The organism is Neisseria perflava, assembly GCF_019334725.1.
In the GTDB taxonomy this organism is placed as follows: domain Bacteria; phylum Pseudomonadota; class Gammaproteobacteria; order Burkholderiales; family Neisseriaceae; genus Neisseria; species Neisseria subflava_A.
The window spans coordinates 1,017,815-1,033,419 of the sequence record NZ_CP079818.1 but is presented as its reverse complement, the minus strand read 5'-3'; the positions used below and the strand labels follow the sequence as shown (position 1 = coordinate 1,033,419).

The window sequence follows — 15,605 nt, the reverse complement described above, 5'->3', positions numbered from 1 at the left end:
GCCTATCAAAAGACCATCTGAAATTTATTTAAACTGCTTCAAGAAGTTCAAATCGTTATCGAAGAACAAGCGCAGGTCATTGACGTTGTAGCGCAACATGGCAAAACGGTCGAGACCGATACCGAAAGCGAAACCGGTATATTTTTCAGGGTCGATATTCACATTTTTCAACACGTTAGGATGTACCATACCGCAACCACCTACTTCCAACCATTTGCCATTCTCACCCATAATGTCGATTTCGGCAGAAGGCTCAGTAAACGGGAAGAAAGACGGACGGAAACGTACTTGCAGGTCATCGCGTTCAAAGAAGCGACGGATAAAGTCAGTGAACACTGCTTTCAAATCGGCAAAAGTGACACCCTCTTCTACCCACAAACCTTCGGCCTGATGGAACATAGGCGAGTGAGTGGCATCACTGTCCACACGGTAAACACGGCCGGGAGCAATAATACGGATAGGCGGCTCTTTTTTGTCGAGCATATAGCGGATTTGAATAGGCGAAGTGTGTGTGCGTAAAACGTCTCCGTTTTCAACATAGAAGGTATCTTGCATCGCACGCGCGGGGTGATTTGCAGGAATATTCAAGGCTTGGAAATTGTGGAAATCGTCTTCGATTTCAGGGCCGTCCGCCACTTCAAAACCCATACCGTGAAACAGCTCAACCACACGTTGCAAAGTCAAAGTCACTGGGTGCAAACCGCCATGCTCTTGTGCACGGCCCGGCAAAGTAATATCCAAGGCTTCTGCAGCCAATTGGGCTTGCAGCTTGGCTTCATTCAGGGCATCGCGTTTGGCATTAAAAGCCGTCTGAAACTGATTTTTGCATTCATTGATGTGCGCGCCTATGGTTTTACGCTCTTCAGGAGACATTTGACCCAAAGTTTTCAAAAGTCCGGTCAATTCGCCGGTTTTACCAAGATAGCGTGCTTTAATTTGTTCTAAGGCATTGAAGTCTTGCGCGGCTTCAATAGCGGCAATACCTTCTGCAACGATACGGTTTACATTTTCCATGGTGGTTTATCGTCTGTTTGTTGATGGCAGGCCGTCTGAAACAACAAAGCCGTCTGTTGGATTTGATTACAAACCCGTTCAGACGGCCTTTTGTCTTACTGCGGCCAATCCGTTTGATAAGAGAGGCCTATTTTATCGCAAATTAGTATAAAAAAATAGAGTTTAAAGAAAGAAAATCAACTACATAGGATTTCTTTAAGAAAAGAAAAAAGGAAGCATAAGCTTCCTTTTTAAATAATCTTATCGAATTAAGCAGCCAAAGCAGCTTTAGCTTTTTCAACCAATTGTGCAAATGCAGCTTTGTCGAATACAGCCAAATCAGCCAATACTTTACGGTCGATTTCGATAGCAGCGCGTTTCAGGCCGTTCATGAATTTGCTGTAAGACAGACCATTTTCACGAGCACCTGCGTTGATACGAACGATCCACAGTTGACGGAATTGACGTTTGCGTTGGCGACGGTCACGGTATGCGTATTGACCGGCTTTCATTACCGCTTGTTTGGCAACACGGTAAACGTTTTTACGACGACCGCGGTAGCCTTTGGCTAACGCGAAGACTTTTTGGTGACGAGCACGAGCGGTAACACCGCGTTTTACGCGTGGCATATTTTAAACTCCTTAAGCGTAGGGCAACATTTTAGCAACAGAAGCCAAATCGCGTGAATCCACCATAGCGGTGCCGCGCAATTGACGTTTAGTTTTAGTGGTTTTTTTGGTCAGGATGTGACTTTTGAACGCATGACCGCGTTTTACACCACCGTTACCCAGTACTTTAAAGCGTTTTTTCGCGCTAGACTTGGTTTTCATTTTAGGCATTGGAAAACTCCATTCGTTATTAGATAAGGTATAAGGGGTTTTGAAATAAATTTCAAACACTTGGAACCCAAAATACCACGGTTTTTGCCGCTAATTAAACCTTATTCCGAGCGGCAATCGAAATAAGCCTTGCATTATAGCTTTATTTTTTCTTAGGCGCAATCATCATCACCATTTGGCGGCCTTCCATTTTAGGGAAGGACTCGATTTGCGCCACTTCAGCCAACTCTTCTTTTACGCGTTCAAGCAGTTGGGCGCCCAATTGTTGGTGGGCCATCTCGCGACCGCGGAAACGCAATGTCACTTTGACTTTGTCACCATCGGCAAGGAAGCGGTTGATGTTGCGCATCTTGATTTGATAGTCGCCTTCATCAGTACCCGGACGGAATTTAATTTCCTTGATTTGTACCTGCTTTTGGTTTTTCTTAGCTTCGTCGCGCTTTTTGGCTTGTTGGTATTTGTATTTACCGTAATCCATCAGTTTGCATACGGGCGGTTTGGCAGTCGGGGAAATTTCTACCAAATCGACATCTTGCTCTTCGGCCATAGCCAAAGCTTCACGAACTGAAACGACACCAAGCTGATCGCCTGACTCACTGATTAATCGCACTTCTTTGGCGGTAATTTCACCATTGATTCGTGCTTCGCGTTCTTGAGCGATGATGAATACTCCTATAAAAATTAATGATTGACGAGGGCGTCAGTGATTTCTTGCTGCAATTGTGCAATAAAATCATCTACATTCAAAGAACCCAAGTCTTCTGCTTTGCGGCGTACCGCAACTTTGTTTTCTTGTTTCTCTTTATCGCCGACAACGATTTGATAAGGGAAACGGTATTGGCTGTTGTCACGGATTTTGTAACCGATTTTTTCGTTACGCAAATCCAATTCGACACGGAAGCCTGCTGCCTGTAATTTAGCAGCCACTTCGCGACAATAATCTGCTTGGTTTTCGGTGATATTCATAATCACCATTTGAACCGGAGCAAGCCACAATGGGAATGAGCCTGCATGGTTTTCAATCAGAATACCGATGAAGCGCTCCAATGAACCCAAAATAGCACGGTGCAACATTACAGGACGCGCACGGTCGTTGTTTTCTGTTACATATTCTGCATTCAAACGCTCCGGCAATACGAAGTCCAACTGCAGGGTACCGCACTGCCAAGAGCGACCCAAGGCATCTTTGACATGGTACTCAATCTTAGGACCATAGAATGCACCTTCGCCAGGCAACTCTTCCCACTCTACGCCGCAAGCAGTCAATGCGTCACGCAGGCCTTGTTCGGCTTTATCCCAAACTTCGTCAGAACCTGCACGTTGTTCAGGACGGAGGGACAACTTCACAGCAACATCATGGAAGCCGAATTGTTTGTAAATACGAACCAATAATTCATTGAATGCACGTGCCTCATCGACGATTTGATCTTCGGTACAGAAGATATGCGCATCATCTTGCACAAAACCGCGAACACGCATCAGACCATGCAACGCACCGCTTGGTTCATTGCGGTGGCAAGAACCAAACTCAGCCAAACGCATCGGCAAATCGCGATATGAGCGCAAGCCGTTATTGAAAATTTGCACATGACCCGGACAGTTCATCGGTTTAACCGCGTATTCGCGTTTTTCGGAACTGGTCACGAACATATTGTCTTTATAGTTTTCCCAGTGGCCGGATTTTTCCCAGAAGGTTTTATCCATAATCTGAGGCGTTTTTACCTCTTTATAACCGGCAGCATTCAGCTCTTTGCGCATATGCTGCTCAATCACTTGCCACAAAGTCCAGCCTTTAGGATGCCAGAACACCATGCCCGGCGCTTCATCTTGCAGGTGGAACAAATCCAATTGTTTACCCAGCTTACGGTGGTCGCGTTTTTCCGCTTCCTCGATGCGTTGGATATAGGCTTTTAATTCGTCTTTGCTTGCCCAAGCCGTACCGTAAATACGTTGCAACATTTCATTGTTGCTGTCGCCGCGCCAGTATGCGCCTGCCAGCTTGGTCAGCTTGAAGTTTTTCAAGAAACGGGTATTGGGAACGTGAGGACCGCGGCACATATCGACGTATTCTTGATGATGATACATGCCCATTGCTTCCACTTCAGGCATGTCTTCAATCAGACGCAATTTATACTCTTCGCCGCGATCTTGGAAAATTTTGATGGTTTCTGCACGAGGCGTCATCACTTTAATAATGTCATAGTCTTGTGCAATCAACTCTTTCATGCGCGCTTCGATGGCTGCTACATCATCAGGCGTAAATGGTTTTTCAGTTGCGATATCGTAATAGAACCCGTCTTCAATCACCGGGCCGATAACCATTTTGGCATCTGGGTAGAGCTGCTTGACCGCATGACCGACCAAGTGCGCGCAGGAGTGGCGGATAATTTCCACGCCTTCTTTGTCTTTAGGCGTAATGATTTGAACGTGGGCATCTTCGGTAATCGGATCGCAAGCATCCACCAATTTACCGTTAACCTTGCCCGCTACCGTTGCCTTTGCCAAACCTGCACCGATAGACGCTGCAATTTGCGCCACGGTAACGGGTGATTCATATTGGCGGACCGAACCGTCCGGCAAGGTAATGTTCAACATCAGAAAGCTCCAAAACATTAAAAAATAACGGCATAAAGCCGTTATGGAAATTTGGTAGGCACAATTGGACTCGAACCAACGACCCCCACCATGTCAAGGTGGTGCTCTAACCAACTGAGCTATGTGCCTTCATCTAAGTCGCTTATTGTAACGAAGCGTGTTCCCTTTTGCAAGCATCTGTAAATACTTTTCAGACGGCCTGAATATTTTTGTTTGATTTATACCTCATTTTTTATTTCCTCCATCATTCAGGCCGTCTGAAGCATTGTTTTGACAAAGATAAAATCCAGCCGTCAACCAACGAAAAATCCTTTATAATCTGCCCTTTCATTTCACACACACGCGAACGTCCAATCTATTATTGCTATGCTCAAATTTACCTTACACAAAAAAGACGGTCATGCCCGACGCGGCACTTTGGAACTGAACCACGGCAAAATCGAAACGCCGGTATTTATGCCGGTTGGCACTTACGGTTCGGTCAAAGCGATGAACCCGCAAAACCTGCATGACATCAAAGCGCAAATCATCTTAGGCAACACTTACCATCTGTGGCTGCGCCCAGGTTTGGAAGTCATCGAACAATTCGGCGGTCTGCACGAATTTATCGGTTGGGATAAGCCGATTTTAACCGACTCGGGCGGTTTCCAAGTATTTTCGTTATCCGACATGCGCAAGCTGACCGAAGAAGGCTGTACATTCCAAAGCCCGATCAACGGCGACAAACTGTTCCTCTCGCCCGAAGTGTCGATGAAAATCCAAACTGTATTGAATTCCGACATCGTGATGCAGTTGGACGAGTGCACCCCTGGCGAAGCAACGCACAGCCAAGCGCAAAAATCGCTGCAAATGAGCCTGCGCTGGGCGGAACGAAGCAAAAAGGCTTTTGAAGACCTGAAAAACCCAAATGCACTGTTTGGCATTGTACAAGGCGCGATGTATGAAGATTTGCGCGAAGAATCACTGAAAGGTTTGGAAGAGCTCGACTTCCCCGGATTGGCCATCGGCGGCTTATCCGTTGGCGAACCCAAGCCCGAAATGTACCGTATGTTGCGCGCCGTCGGCCCTATCCTGCCTGAACACAAACCGCATTATTTGATGGGCGTCGGCACGCCTGAAGACTTGGTGTACGGTGTGGCACACGGTGTGGATATGTTCGACTGCGTCATGCCTACCCGCAATGCGCGTAACGGCTGGCTGTTTACCCGTTTTGGCGATTTGAAAATCAAAAACGCAAAACATAAACTCGACAAGCGTCCGATTGATGAAAGCTGCACCTGCTACGCCTGTCAAAATTTCAGCCGCTCCTACCTGCACCATCTGCACCGAGTCGGCGAAATCTTGGGTGCACAGCTCAACACCATCCACAATCTGCACTTCTACCAAGTCATCATGGCAGAAATGCGCGAAGCCATCGAACAAGGCAAATTTGCCGATTGGCAGGCGCAATTCCATGAAAACCGCGCCCGCGGTGTGGATTAATCTTTTTAAAGGCCGTCTGAAATCAGGTTTTAACTTTAAACTGCTTTTCAGACGGCCTCAATATTCTTAATTAATAAAGCACAATCATGTCCCGTTTCCATACCGAACCGCCCTTAGCCTACACCGCACAAAACCGCACCGCCGTCCTGCTGCTCAACCTCGGCACGCCCGATGCACCCACTGCTACCGCAGTCAAGCCTTACTTGAAAGAATTTCTGTCCGATCAACGCGTTGTCGAACTGCCCAAGCTCTTATGGCAACCGATATTGCGCGGCTTGGTATTGACTTTTCGCCCGAAAAAAAGCGCGCATGCCTATGAAAAAGTTTGGTTTAAAGAAGGTTCGCCGCTTGAGGTTTACACACACCGCCAAGCAGAAGCCCTGTCCAAACATTTGCCCGATGTCATCGTCCGTCATGCCATGACTTACGGCAATCCAAGCGTTGCCGACGTTTTGGCGGAACTCAAAGCCCAAGGTGTGGGCAAATTGCTGGTCATCCCGCTCTATCCGCAATATGCCGGCTCTTCTACCGGCGCGGCTTTGGACAAAGTGTTTCAAGAGTTATTGCTGCAACGCAACCAAATGAGCGTCCGCACCGTCTCCCGTTATTATGACGATGCCGCCTATATTCAAGCCATGAAGCAGCATATTGAAGCCTATTGGACTCAAAACGGACGCAGCGAAAAACTGATGTTGAGTTTCCACGGTATTCCGCAAAAGCATCACGACGACGGCGACCCTTATCCTGACGAGTGCCACCATACTGCCAAGCTGTTGGCGCAGGCATTGGGCTTGTCCGAACAAGAATACATCGTTTCTTTCCAAAGCCAGTTTGGCAAATCCCAATGGGTCAAGCCCAGCACGCAAGCCCTGTTTGATCAGCTGCCGAAACAAGGCACAACTAAACTCGACGTATTCTGCCCCGGCTTCCTGGCCGACTGCCTCGAAACCATGGAAGAAATCGCCATTATGGGACGCGAACAATTCCACGCCGCCGGCGGCAAAGAATACCGTTACATCCCCTGCCTCAACGATTCCGCCGACTGGATTGCCGCACTTGCACAATTAAGTCGGGCCAATCTGCAAGGCTGGATTTGACCTAAACCAAAGGCCGTCTGAAAAATTCACTTTCAGACGGCCTTTAGCGTTATCATCAAGCTATTAAAACGCAAACCAAGCGTGTGGCCATCAAAAACACCACTCAAAAAGGAACACATCATGACTGCACTCCGCCCTATCCTGCTCCTTCTGACCGCACTCAGCCTCCCAACTGCTTTTGCCGCTGATGCCGCGCTGATGAGCAAAGGACAAAAAATTTACGAAACCAACTGCGCTGCCTGCCACGGTAAAAAAGGCGAAGGTCGGGGTGCCATGTTCCCGCCTTTATTCCAGTCCGACTATATCAATAAAAAACCGCAAGCCCTGTTGCAAAGCATGACCAAAGGCATCAACGGCCCGATTAAAGTAAACGGCAAATCCTACAACGGCTTCATGCCTTCTACCGCCATCAACGATGCCGATGTTGCCGCCGTTGCCACTTACATCATGAACGCCTTCAATAATGGCGGCGGTACGATTACTGAAGCAGATGTCAAAAAATCTCACGGGAAAAAATAAAACGTCTCTCCCATAAAGGCCGTCTGAATATTTCAGACGGCCTTTTCGATATGGAACACATTTTTGTTTCCATATTTATGGTTATGCAACATCAACAAACATACGCAAAAAACCGTCAAATCAAAAAAAGCATATGCGTTTTGTGTTAAAGTAAACGTTATTTAGCGGCTGTTTTGCGTCCAGGCCGTCTGAAAGGTTTTATGTTATGAACTTTTTCCGCAAGACTGTTTTATTTTTAGTCGTCCTCTCCATATTTGCTGCCTGCGGCTCCTTTATTTCCCAATACGTTTTGGGCATGAACCCGTGCGTATTGTGCATCCTGCAACGCTTGTGCGTATTGGCTGTCGGGCTGTTGGCCATTGTTACGGCATTTAGTTCTCAATCTTCCAAATTTGCCCGCTCGCTCTCGGCATTGTTGATTGCCGCTCCGGCCGTTTATGGCGCAGGTGTCGCCGCCTATCAAATTTGGCTGCAAAGCCTGCCGCCCGGCACCGCCCCTTCTTGCGGCGCACCTTGGACCTTCCGCTTGCGCGACTGGCCTTTGTTCGATTGGTTTGAACCCATCGTTCGCGGCTTTGGCAACTGCGCCGAGCCGGACTATCTATTCGGCGTCGCCCTGCCGGTGTGGAGTATTTTGTATTTCAGCTTCGTGGTATTGCTGCTGCTTTGGGCTTGGTTGAAAACCAGAAAAATCTGATTGGTTTCGATATAAAAAGGCCGTCTGAAATTTCAGACGGCCTTTTGTTCTTTAAACTATTTAATCCAGATTCAACACGGCAGAAGTGTAAACGTCTTGTACGTCGTCCAAATCTTCCAATGCGTCAATCAGTTTTTGCATTTTAACCGCATCTTCGCCGCTCAACTCGGTTTCGTTTTGGGCACGCATGGTAACGTCGCCGTCAACAGATTTGTAGCCTGCAGCTTCCAATGCTGCTTTTACACCTGCCCAGTCGTTCGGTGCGGTAACCACTTCGATGGAACCGTCATCGTTGGTGATGACGTCTTCCGCACCGGCTTCCAAAGCCGCTTCCATCAGCGCATCTTCGTCAACGCCCGGTTCGAACACCAAATAGCCTTGATGAACGAAGTTGAACGCTACGCAACCGTCGGTACCCAAGTTGCCGCCGTTTTTAGTGAATGCATGGCGCACATCGGCAACGGTACGGGTTTTGTTGTCGGTCAGGCAGTCTACCATCAAAGCCGCGCCGCCGATGCCGTAGCCTTCGTAACGCAACTCGATATATTCCACGCCTTCCAGATTGCCCGTACCTTTATCGATGGCACGTTGCACGTTGTCTTTAGGCATATTGTTTTCAGCGGCTTTTTCCAAAGCCAAGCGCAGGCGCGGGTTTGCGCCGGGGTCGCCGCCGCCCATACGGGCAGCAACGGTAATTTCTTTAATCAGACGGGTGAAGATTTTGCCGCGTTTGGCATCTTGTCGGGCTTTTTTGTGTTGGATATTTGCCCACTTACTATGGCCTGCCATGTTGATTCCTTTCGTTTTTTCACGCTCTGAGGCGGAATTTGCTTCATTTGTAAGGCGTGCATTTTATCATAAGTTAGCTTTAGCCAAAATATTCAGACGGCCCAAACATTTGCAAAAACAGGCCGTCTGAAAACAAAGAAACCTTTTTTAAAATAAAGAAGCACATTTGCGGCAAACCTTTGTCAGTTTTCCGTTTTAATTCACGAAGGTTTACGGTATGATGACAAAATCGGTCAGGATTGTTAACAACTTAAACCGGTATTAAACGGCAAAACGGCCTGCTCGCCCTTGTTGCCAACCGCGAAAATGAACGGGAGTAGTTGCCCGTATCATTTTCTTTTTATTTGTTTTTCTTAAAGGTTATATTATGGAAGAAATATTGTCTGCTCTGGTGGGTGCAGTCAATCTGGTTCTTTGGGACTACCTGCTGATTTATGCCTTAATCGGCATCGGCCTGTTTTTTACCCTGTACTTGGGCGCGCCGCAAATTACCAAATTAGGAACAGGTTTCAAATCCGTTTTCGGCGGCTTGTTCAGTAAAAAAGACAAAGACCACGAAGGCAAATCCCTGTCTCAATTTCAAGCGCTTGCCGTAGCGATTTCCGCGCAAATCGGTACCGGTAACGTGGCCGGTGTCGCCACTGCGATTACCGCCGGCGGCCCGGGTGCCATTTTTTGGATGTGGCTGTCTGCCATTTTGGGCATGTCTACCATTTTTGCAGAAGCCGTTTTAGCGCAAAAATATCGCGTGGTCAGCCACGGCAAATACATCGGCGGCCCAGCGTTTTACATTACGCACGGCCTGACCCCGAAAATCGGCCGGGGCGCGGCGCGTTTCCTGTCCGGCTTTTTCTCCATCGCCTTGATTATCGCGCTGGGTTTCATCGGCAACGCGACACAATCCAACTCCATCGCCTCGGCTATGAATTTAGCTTTTAATATTCCGCCGATGGCAGTCGGTATTGCGGTGGCCGTACTCGCCGGCCTGATTATCATCGGCGGCATCAACCGCATTGCCGGTATCGCGCAATTTGTCGTACCGTTTATGGCGGTGATTTACATCTTGTGTGCCGTGATTATTTTGTTCAAATTCTCCGACCACATTATTCCGATGTTCAGCCATATTTTTGTTGCCGCCTTTAATCCTGAAGCGGTATTGGGCGGTGCGGCCGGTATCGGTATGCGCGAGGCCGTCCGTTTCGGCGTGGCACGCGGCCTGTTTTCTAACGAAGCCGGTATGGGTTCGACCCCGCACGCTCATGCAACCGCCAACGTCAAACATCCCGTGCAACAAGGTATGGCCGCGTTTATCGGTATCTTTATCGATACGCTGATGGTCTGCACGGCAACTGCGCTGATTATCCTGCTGACCGACGCCAACCTCTCCGGCGAAACCGGCGCTGCGGTTACCCAACTGGCTTTTAACAAGGCCTTTCCGGGTTTCGGTTCTCAACTGCTCGCCGTCTGTCTGACCTTCTTCGCCTTTACCACCATCATCGGCTGGTACTACTTCGGCGAATCCAATATCCGCTTCCTGTTCCGCGGCAAACACTTGGGCATCTACCGCGCACTGGTTTTGGTGGCCATCGTATTGGGTACATTGGGCAAAGTGGATTTGGTTTGGAGCATGTCCGATATGTTCAACGGCTTTATGGTCTTGCCGAACTTAATCGCCCTCTTCCTGCTGCGTAAGGAAATCCGTGCGGTTTACGACGATTATCTGGCGCAAACCAAAGCAGGCAAAGAGCTGACCTACAACTACGAATTCCACGAATTCCACGACAAAAACCCTGATTAACGACAAACAAAAACCTCTCAGTCAAACTGAGAGGTTTTTTATTTCAGGCCGTCTGAATCTACAACACATAAAAATAAATGCTGATAAATTGCGTCAAACTACCTGCCAAGACAAACAAGTGCCAAATACCGTGGCCGTGGCGGATTTTAGTATCATTGATAAACCAATAAATCCCCGCGCTATACAACACGCCGCCCAACACCAGCCAAAATAATCCGCCCGCTGAAAGCGATTTTATCAGCGGCCACACCGCCACCACAATCAGCCATCCCATTAACACATAAATCACCATCGACAGCAGCCGCTTCTCGCTTTTGCGCCCGATCGTCAGCTCCTGAACAATGCCCAGCAAAGCCAGCCCCCACGACACGCCGAAAAGCGACCAGCCCCAGCTGCCCTGCAGGGTAATCAGCGTAAACGGCGTATAACTGCCTGCAATCAAAAGATAAATCATGCAATGATCGACCTTTTGCAAAATCGCCTTGGCCTTCGGCTGCGGAATACTGTGGTATAAGGTTGAACCCAAATACAGAAGCAGCAGGCAGATTCCGTAAGTCAGTGCACCGGCAATCCGATAGCCGTCCGCCGATTCCACCGCTTTCACCAGCATCAGCACCAAGGCCGCCACTGCCAATAAGAAACCGGCCAAATGGCTGTACGCATTAAATCTCTCGCCGTGATACATAAACCATTCTCATTTCTAAAAAACCAAAGTGTACGCGAAGACAGGCGCTTCGTCAGAGAAATCGGGTTAAAAATAAGTTAAAGCGCAAAGGCCGTCTGAAAACACACTTGGGCAATATAACAAAAACATCTTTGCAACAAACAAACCATTCTTTCCCTTTTTCAGACGGCCTCACTAAAGTATCGGCTATCGCCAAGATTGCAAAGAGAGAAAAAATGTCCATCCAAAACCACCACCTCGACTGGCTCGAAGCCGAATCCATCTACATCATCCGCGAAGTGATTGCCAACGCCCAAAACCCGGCCCTGCTGTTTTCCGGCGGCAAAGACTCCGTCGTCTTGCTGGCGCTTGCCGTCAAAGCCTTCCAAATCGAAGGCCGCCCGCTGAAACTGCCGTTCAAACTCCTGCACGTCGATACCGGCCACAATTACCCCGAAGTCATCCAGTTCCGCGACGACACGGTCGCACGCACCGGCGTACAACTTGTGATCGGCAGCGTAGAAGAGTCCATCCGCAAAGGCAGCGTCGTCTTGCGCCGCGAAACCGATTCACGCAACGCTGCCCAAGCCGTTACACTGGTTGAAACCATCGAAGAACAAGGCTTTGATGCACTGATGGGCGGCGCACGCCGCGATGAAGAAAAAGCGCGCGCCAAAGAACGCATCTTCTCTTTCCGCGACGAGTTCGGCCAATGGGATCCTAAAAACCAACGTCCTGAATTATGGTCGCTCTACAATACGCGCCTGTTCCAAGGCGAAAACATGCGCGTATTCCCGATTTCCAACTGGACGGAATTGGACATCTGGCAATACATCGCACGCGAAAAACTCGCCCTGCCACCGATTTATTACACCCACAAACGCGAAGTTGTCGAACGCAACGGCCTGCTCGTTCCCGTTACCCCGTTGACCCCAAAACGCGAAGGCGAAGTTGCCCAAATCCGCGATGTCCGCTTCCGTACCGTCGGCGATATTTCCTGCACCTGCCCGGTTGCCAGTACCGCCGCCACACCCGAAGACATCATTGCGGAAACCGCCGCCGCGACCATTTCCGAACGCAGTGCCACACGCATGGACGACCGCGTATCGGAAGCGGCAATGGAAGAGCGTAAAAAACAAGGTTATTTCTAAACTGTTTTTTTCAGACGGCCCCTATATATTTCAAACCCGAACAACACGGCAAAGCCATCCGCCCCTGCCGTGTTGTTTGCTTTATTATTCTTGCAAATATCATTTAACAACAAAAACTTAATCAAAAATCCTGACAAAGCGACAAACAATAAAACATAAACAAACATGGTATAATAAACACTTGCAGGCAGAGATTTAGACAAAAGTCTCAGGCCGTCTGAAGGAGGAGAAACATGAACCGACGCGTTTATATCGTACATGGCTTTGAAGGCAATCCGCACGGCAACTGGTTTGACTGGCTTTGCGCCCAAATCAAAAGCACCGGCGCACAAGCAATCTCCCTCGCCATGCCCAATCCCGACAAACCAAGCACGACCTCGTGGCAGTTTACCCTTGACCAGCACATTGGCAAGCCCGATGCCCATACCTTCCTAGTCGGCCACAGCCTCGGCTGCATTACCCTCCTTCACTTCCTCAGCCGCCAACAGCCGCAAAAAATCGGCGGCCTGTTGCTTGCCGCCGGTTTTGCCGATACGCTGCCGCCCCTACCTGCGCTCGATGCCTACATTAAAGCAGCGTCGCCCGATTTCAACATCCTGCGCAAAATCGACATGCCCAAACACTGTCTGGTTTCCGACAATGACACCCATGTTCCGCCCGAACTGACTTTGGACATGGCGGCCAAACTCAAAAGCCCTGTTACTCATATTCCCGAAGGCGGCCATTTGATGGCTTCGGACGGCTTTACCCAACTGCCGCAGGCTTGGGAAGCACTGAAACCCATGTTGACCGAATAAACAAACAATATAATTCGGTTTTCAGACGGCCTCGTCTGTCTTTCCTCCCCATAACAGGCCGTCTGAACGACCATAAAAAAACAACCTGCCTTTTCAAGCAGGTTGTTTCTTTTTATGCCTTATTGACGGCAAATTTAATATTGCACCGTCCATTCAATCTCACCGCCGGCCCTCATCGGTACAAGTTCGCCATCGCCGTAAGGTACGCTGGCAGGTACGGTTTGCGTTTGTTTGACCAGTGTGATGGTATCAGAATTTTCAGGCAGACCGTAGAAACGCGGGCCATTTTTAGAAGCAAAGGCTTCCAGTTTATCCAACGCGCCTGCTTTCTCAAACACTTCGGCATAAAGCTCGATGGCGGTCATCGCGCTGAACATACCGGCACAACCGCAAGCATTTTCTTTGGCAGTTTTGGCATGTGGCGCAGAGTCTGTGCCGAGGAAGAATTTGTGCGCCTTATCGCCGGTAACGGCGGCAACCAAAGCCTGACGGTGGGTTTCACGTTTGAGTACAGGCAGGCAGAAATGATGAGGACGCACGCCGCCGACCAAAAGGTCGTTGCGGTTGAGCAGCAAGTGTTGCGGCGTCACGGACGCAGCCACATTATCGCTGGCTTCCAATACCAGTCGGGCGGCCTCGGCAGTGGTGATGTGTTCGAACACGACTTTAAGATTCGGCACTTGCGCCAAAACCGGTTTCATCACGCGCTCGATAAAGGCGGCCTCGCGGTCGAAAATATCGATTTCAGGATCGGTCACTTCGCCGTGAACCAAGAACAAAATGCCCTGTTTCGCCATTTCTTCCAACACGGGGATGAGTTTGAACAAGTCGGTCACGCCGGAATCGGAGTTGGTGGTCGCGCCCGCAGGATAGAGTTTGAAAGCCACGATACCGGCAGCCTTGGCTTCGCGCACGAGTTCGGGTGTGGCGTTGTCGGTCAAATAAAGCGTCATCAACGGCTGGAAGGTACTGCCTTCAGGCAGGGCGGCCATAATGCGCGCTTTGTAGGCTTGGGCATCGTCAACGCTGACGACGGGCGGTTTGAGGTTGGGCATGATAACCGCGCGGCCCATTTGTCGGGCGGTGTACGGGGCAACAGCTTTGAGCGCGTCGCCGTCGCGCAGGTGTAAGTGCATATCGTCGGGGCGGATGATGGTCAGGGTTTGCATAGCTTACTTTCGAGTGGTTTGGTTTGATAATGTTTCAGACGGCCTTTATTCGGCAGTAACGGTTGCTATTAATTTGATATTCCAATCGTCAACCGGTCTAAGGTAAAACGGCGGCCTTATTGTCGTAAGAATGATGGGTCAAATAAAAAACAGCCTGTACCGGAAAATGCTCGGACGACGTTGTTTTGACGGTCAACAAGGTTTCTTTCGAACTGCCGGACGCGCGCCATGCGTAGGAAATCTGACGCATGGGCAACGGGGCTTCCGACAAATTATCGGCACGCAATTCAGCGTTCAAACCTTGCGGCGGATTTTCTGCCAAAGCCAAAAATTGTTTGAAAATCAGATGGTCGTTGGCTTTAGCCGTGCGCACGCTGCAACTGTCTTCGGTCAGGCTCAAATAATAATCTGCGCCGTTTACCGTTTTCTTCCAAATGCTTAATGCCTCCAAATCCATCATTTCGGCAGGCAAATCGGCAATCTCTTTTTTCGACAATAAAATCAGTTTGTTGGCATTGGCAAACTCGCCGACAAGGGCGGCATCGCCGTCTGCGGCCACACAGCTTTGGCGGAACAAGTCAGTGACATTTTGGGCATAATCGGCAGCGTTCTGCGGCGAAACGCCTTCATTACCGCATGCACTCAGGCAGACGGCCAATACGGCGGCAGACAACGCGACGGCTTTAGACATTTCAGACGGCCTTTATTTGTGTTTCAACACCAGCTTGAACACGCCGTCGGCCTCGCTCGATTCCAACAAAACATGTCCGGTCTGACGGCAAAACGCTTCAAAATCGCCGGGCGCACCGCCATCGGTGGCCAATACGGTCAGCACTTCGCCCTCCTGCATTTGCGCCAAAGCTTTTTTGGCACGCAAAATCGGCAACGGGCATTTCAAACCGATGACATCCAGAGTTTGTGTATTCATGATAAAAACTCGTCATATTAATCAGAATTAACGTCAATTATACCGCACTTACTTGCACCCCACCCTGCAAGCCCATAAAATAAAGCC

The 15,605-nt window shown here is 49.2% G+C and carries 17 protein-coding genes and 1 tRNA gene; 7 read left to right on the top strand and 11 right to left on the bottom strand.

Features of this window, described 5'->3' with window-relative positions:
* Window positions 1-24: 24 nt before the first annotated feature.
* The 6 genes from pheS to LPB400_RS04935 form a co-directional block, all read right to left on the bottom strand.
* The gene (gene pheS, locus LPB400_RS04960) at window positions 25-1,014 is read right to left on the bottom strand and encodes a phenylalanine--tRNA ligase subunit alpha (RefSeq protein ID WP_003683075.1); all 990 of its coding nucleotides are present in this window, start codon (window positions 1,012-1,014) and stop codon (window positions 25-27) included.
* A 248-nt stretch (window positions 1,015-1,262) separates the two neighbouring features.
* The gene (rplT, locus tag LPB400_RS04955) at window positions 1,263-1,622 is read right to left on the bottom strand and encodes a 50S ribosomal protein L20 (protein WP_003675502.1); all 360 of its coding nucleotides are present in this window, start codon (window positions 1,620-1,622) and stop codon (window positions 1,263-1,265) included.
* Between the two features lie 12 nt (window positions 1,623-1,634).
* Window positions 1,635-1,832, bottom strand: coding sequence for a 50S ribosomal protein L35 (gene rpmI / locus LPB400_RS04950; RefSeq protein WP_003675505.1), 198 nt, complete (start codon window positions 1,830-1,832; stop codon window positions 1,635-1,637).
* A 142-nt stretch (window positions 1,833-1,974) separates the two neighbouring features.
* Window positions 1,975-2,496, bottom strand: a complete 522-nt coding sequence (gene infC, locus LPB400_RS04945) for a translation initiation factor IF-3 (protein WP_079453677.1) — start codon at window positions 2,494-2,496, stop codon at window positions 1,975-1,977.
* Window positions 2,497-2,513: 17 nt separating this feature from the next.
* Window positions 2,514-4,427: a threonine--tRNA ligase gene (gene thrS, locus LPB400_RS04940; protein ID WP_219089602.1), complete on the bottom strand. Its 1,914-nt coding sequence runs from the start codon at window positions 4,425-4,427 to the stop codon at window positions 2,514-2,516.
* A gap of 52 nt (window positions 4,428-4,479) precedes the next feature.
* Window positions 4,480-4,556: transfer RNA gene (locus LPB400_RS04935), tRNA-Val, on the bottom strand.
* Window positions 4,557-4,793: 237 nt separating this feature from the next.
* Here LPB400_RS04935 and tgt point away from each other — a divergent pair.
* The 4 genes from tgt to LPB400_RS04915 all read left to right on the top strand — a co-directional run bounded on the left by tgt (window position 4,794) and on the right by LPB400_RS04915 (window position 8,222).
* Window positions 4,794-5,909: a tRNA guanosine(34) transglycosylase Tgt gene (gene tgt, locus LPB400_RS04930; protein ID WP_003745960.1), complete on the top strand. Its 1,116-nt coding sequence runs from the start codon at window positions 4,794-4,796 to the stop codon at window positions 5,907-5,909.
* Window positions 5,910-5,995: 86 nt separating this feature from the next.
* The gene (hemH, locus tag LPB400_RS04925; RefSeq protein WP_219089599.1) at window positions 5,996-7,006 is read left to right on the top strand and encodes a ferrochelatase; all 1,011 of its coding nucleotides are present in this window, start codon (window positions 5,996-5,998) and stop codon (window positions 7,004-7,006) included.
* Between the two features lie 120 nt (window positions 7,007-7,126).
* Entirely contained in the window at window positions 7,127-7,525 is a 399-nt protein-coding gene (locus LPB400_RS04920) for a c-type cytochrome (RefSeq protein ID WP_219089597.1), read from the top strand.
* 205 nt (window positions 7,526-7,730) lie between these two features.
* The gene (locus LPB400_RS04915; RefSeq protein ID WP_039864291.1) at window positions 7,731-8,222 is read left to right on the top strand and encodes a disulfide bond formation protein B; all 492 of its coding nucleotides are present in this window, start codon (window positions 7,731-7,733) and stop codon (window positions 8,220-8,222) included.
* A 60-nt stretch (window positions 8,223-8,282) separates the two neighbouring features.
* Here the strand turns inward: LPB400_RS04915 and LPB400_RS04910 are convergent, their stop codons facing one another.
* On the bottom strand, window positions 8,283-9,011 hold the full coding sequence (locus LPB400_RS04910; protein WP_049331317.1) for a YebC/PmpR family DNA-binding transcriptional regulator: 729 nt from the start codon (window positions 9,009-9,011) through the stop codon (window positions 8,283-8,285).
* Between the two features lie 367 nt (window positions 9,012-9,378).
* Here LPB400_RS04910 and LPB400_RS04905 point away from each other — a divergent pair, with 367 nt between their 5' ends.
* Entirely contained in the window at window positions 9,379-10,809 is a 1,431-nt protein-coding gene (locus LPB400_RS04905; protein WP_003745950.1) for an alanine/glycine:cation symporter family protein, read from the top strand.
* Window positions 10,810-10,867: 58 nt separating this feature from the next.
* On the opposite strand, the gene trhA is transcribed toward LPB400_RS04905, so the two are convergent.
* A complete protein-coding gene (gene trhA / locus LPB400_RS04900; RefSeq protein ID WP_219089595.1) occupies window positions 10,868-11,494 on the bottom strand; it encodes a PAQR family membrane homeostasis protein TrhA in 627 nt (208 codons plus the stop codon).
* 197 nt (window positions 11,495-11,691) lie between these two features.
* Here trhA and cysD point away from each other — a divergent pair, with 197 nt between their 5' ends.
* Complete coding sequence (cysD, locus tag LPB400_RS04895) at window positions 11,692-12,624, top strand: sulfate adenylyltransferase subunit CysD (RefSeq protein WP_264081764.1); 933 nt, start codon at window positions 11,692-11,694, stop codon at window positions 12,622-12,624.
* A 233-nt stretch (window positions 12,625-12,857) separates the two neighbouring features.
* Window positions 12,858-13,421: an RBBP9/YdeN family alpha/beta hydrolase gene (locus tag LPB400_RS04890; protein ID WP_107792419.1), complete on the top strand. Its 564-nt coding sequence runs from the start codon at window positions 12,858-12,860 to the stop codon at window positions 13,419-13,421.
* 134 nt (window positions 13,422-13,555) lie between these two features.
* Here the strand turns inward: LPB400_RS04890 and pyrC are convergent, their stop codons facing one another.
* The 3 genes from pyrC to LPB400_RS04875 all read right to left on the bottom strand — a co-directional run bounded on the left by pyrC (window position 13,556) and on the right by LPB400_RS04875 (window position 15,518).
* Entirely contained in the window at window positions 13,556-14,590 is a 1,035-nt protein-coding gene (gene pyrC, locus LPB400_RS04885) for a dihydroorotase (RefSeq protein WP_107792418.1), read from the bottom strand.
* Between the two features lie 97 nt (window positions 14,591-14,687).
* Window positions 14,688-15,281: an NMCC_0638 family (lipo)protein gene (locus LPB400_RS04880; protein ID WP_107792417.1), complete on the bottom strand. Its 594-nt coding sequence runs from the start codon at window positions 15,279-15,281 to the stop codon at window positions 14,688-14,690.
* Window positions 15,282-15,293: 12 nt separating this feature from the next.
* A complete protein-coding gene (locus LPB400_RS04875) occupies window positions 15,294-15,518 on the bottom strand; it encodes a sulfurtransferase TusA family protein (RefSeq protein WP_003681929.1) in 225 nt (74 codons plus the stop codon).
* Between the last annotated feature and the right edge of the window lie 87 nt (window positions 15,519-15,605).

Excerpts from the sequence above, each read along its gene's own strand:
- pheS (WP_003683075.1), bottom strand. The coding sequence starts at position 1,014 with ATGGAAAATGTAAACCGTATCGTTGCAGAAGGTATTGCCGCTATTGAA.
- rplT (WP_003675502.1), bottom strand. The coding sequence starts at position 1,622 with ATGCCACGCGTAAAACGCGGTGTTACCGCTCGTGCTCGTCACCAAAAA.
- rpmI (WP_003675505.1), bottom strand. The coding sequence starts at position 1,832 with ATGCCTAAAATGAAAACCAAGTCTAGCGCGAAAAAACGCTTTAAAGTA.
- thrS (WP_219089602.1), bottom strand. The coding sequence starts at position 4,427 with ATGTTGAACATTACCTTGCCGGACGGTTCGGTCCGCCAATATGAATCA.
- tgt (WP_003745960.1), top strand. The coding sequence starts at position 4,794 with ATGCTCAAATTTACCTTACACAAAAAAGACGGTCATGCCCGACGCGGC.
- hemH (WP_219089599.1), top strand. The coding sequence starts at position 5,996 with ATGTCCCGTTTCCATACCGAACCGCCCTTAGCCTACACCGCACAAAAC.
- LPB400_RS04920 (WP_219089597.1), top strand. The coding sequence starts at position 7,127 with ATGACTGCACTCCGCCCTATCCTGCTCCTTCTGACCGCACTCAGCCTC.
- LPB400_RS04915 (WP_039864291.1), top strand. The coding sequence starts at position 7,731 with ATGAACTTTTTCCGCAAGACTGTTTTATTTTTAGTCGTCCTCTCCATA.
- LPB400_RS04910 (WP_049331317.1), bottom strand. The coding sequence starts at position 9,011 with ATGGCAGGCCATAGTAAGTGGGCAAATATCCAACACAAAAAAGCCCGA.
- LPB400_RS04905 (WP_003745950.1), top strand. The coding sequence starts at position 9,379 with ATGGAAGAAATATTGTCTGCTCTGGTGGGTGCAGTCAATCTGGTTCTT.
- trhA (WP_219089595.1), bottom strand. The coding sequence starts at position 11,494 with ATGTATCACGGCGAGAGATTTAATGCGTACAGCCATTTGGCCGGTTTC.
- LPB400_RS04890 (WP_107792419.1), top strand. The coding sequence starts at position 12,858 with ATGAACCGACGCGTTTATATCGTACATGGCTTTGAAGGCAATCCGCAC.
- pyrC (WP_107792418.1), bottom strand. The coding sequence starts at position 14,590 with ATGCAAACCCTGACCATCATCCGCCCCGACGATATGCACTTACACCTG.
- LPB400_RS04880 (WP_107792417.1), bottom strand. The coding sequence starts at position 15,281 with ATGTCTAAAGCCGTCGCGTTGTCTGCCGCCGTATTGGCCGTCTGCCTG.
- LPB400_RS04875 (WP_003681929.1), bottom strand. The coding sequence starts at position 15,518 with ATGAATACACAAACTCTGGATGTCATCGGTTTGAAATGCCCGTTGCCG.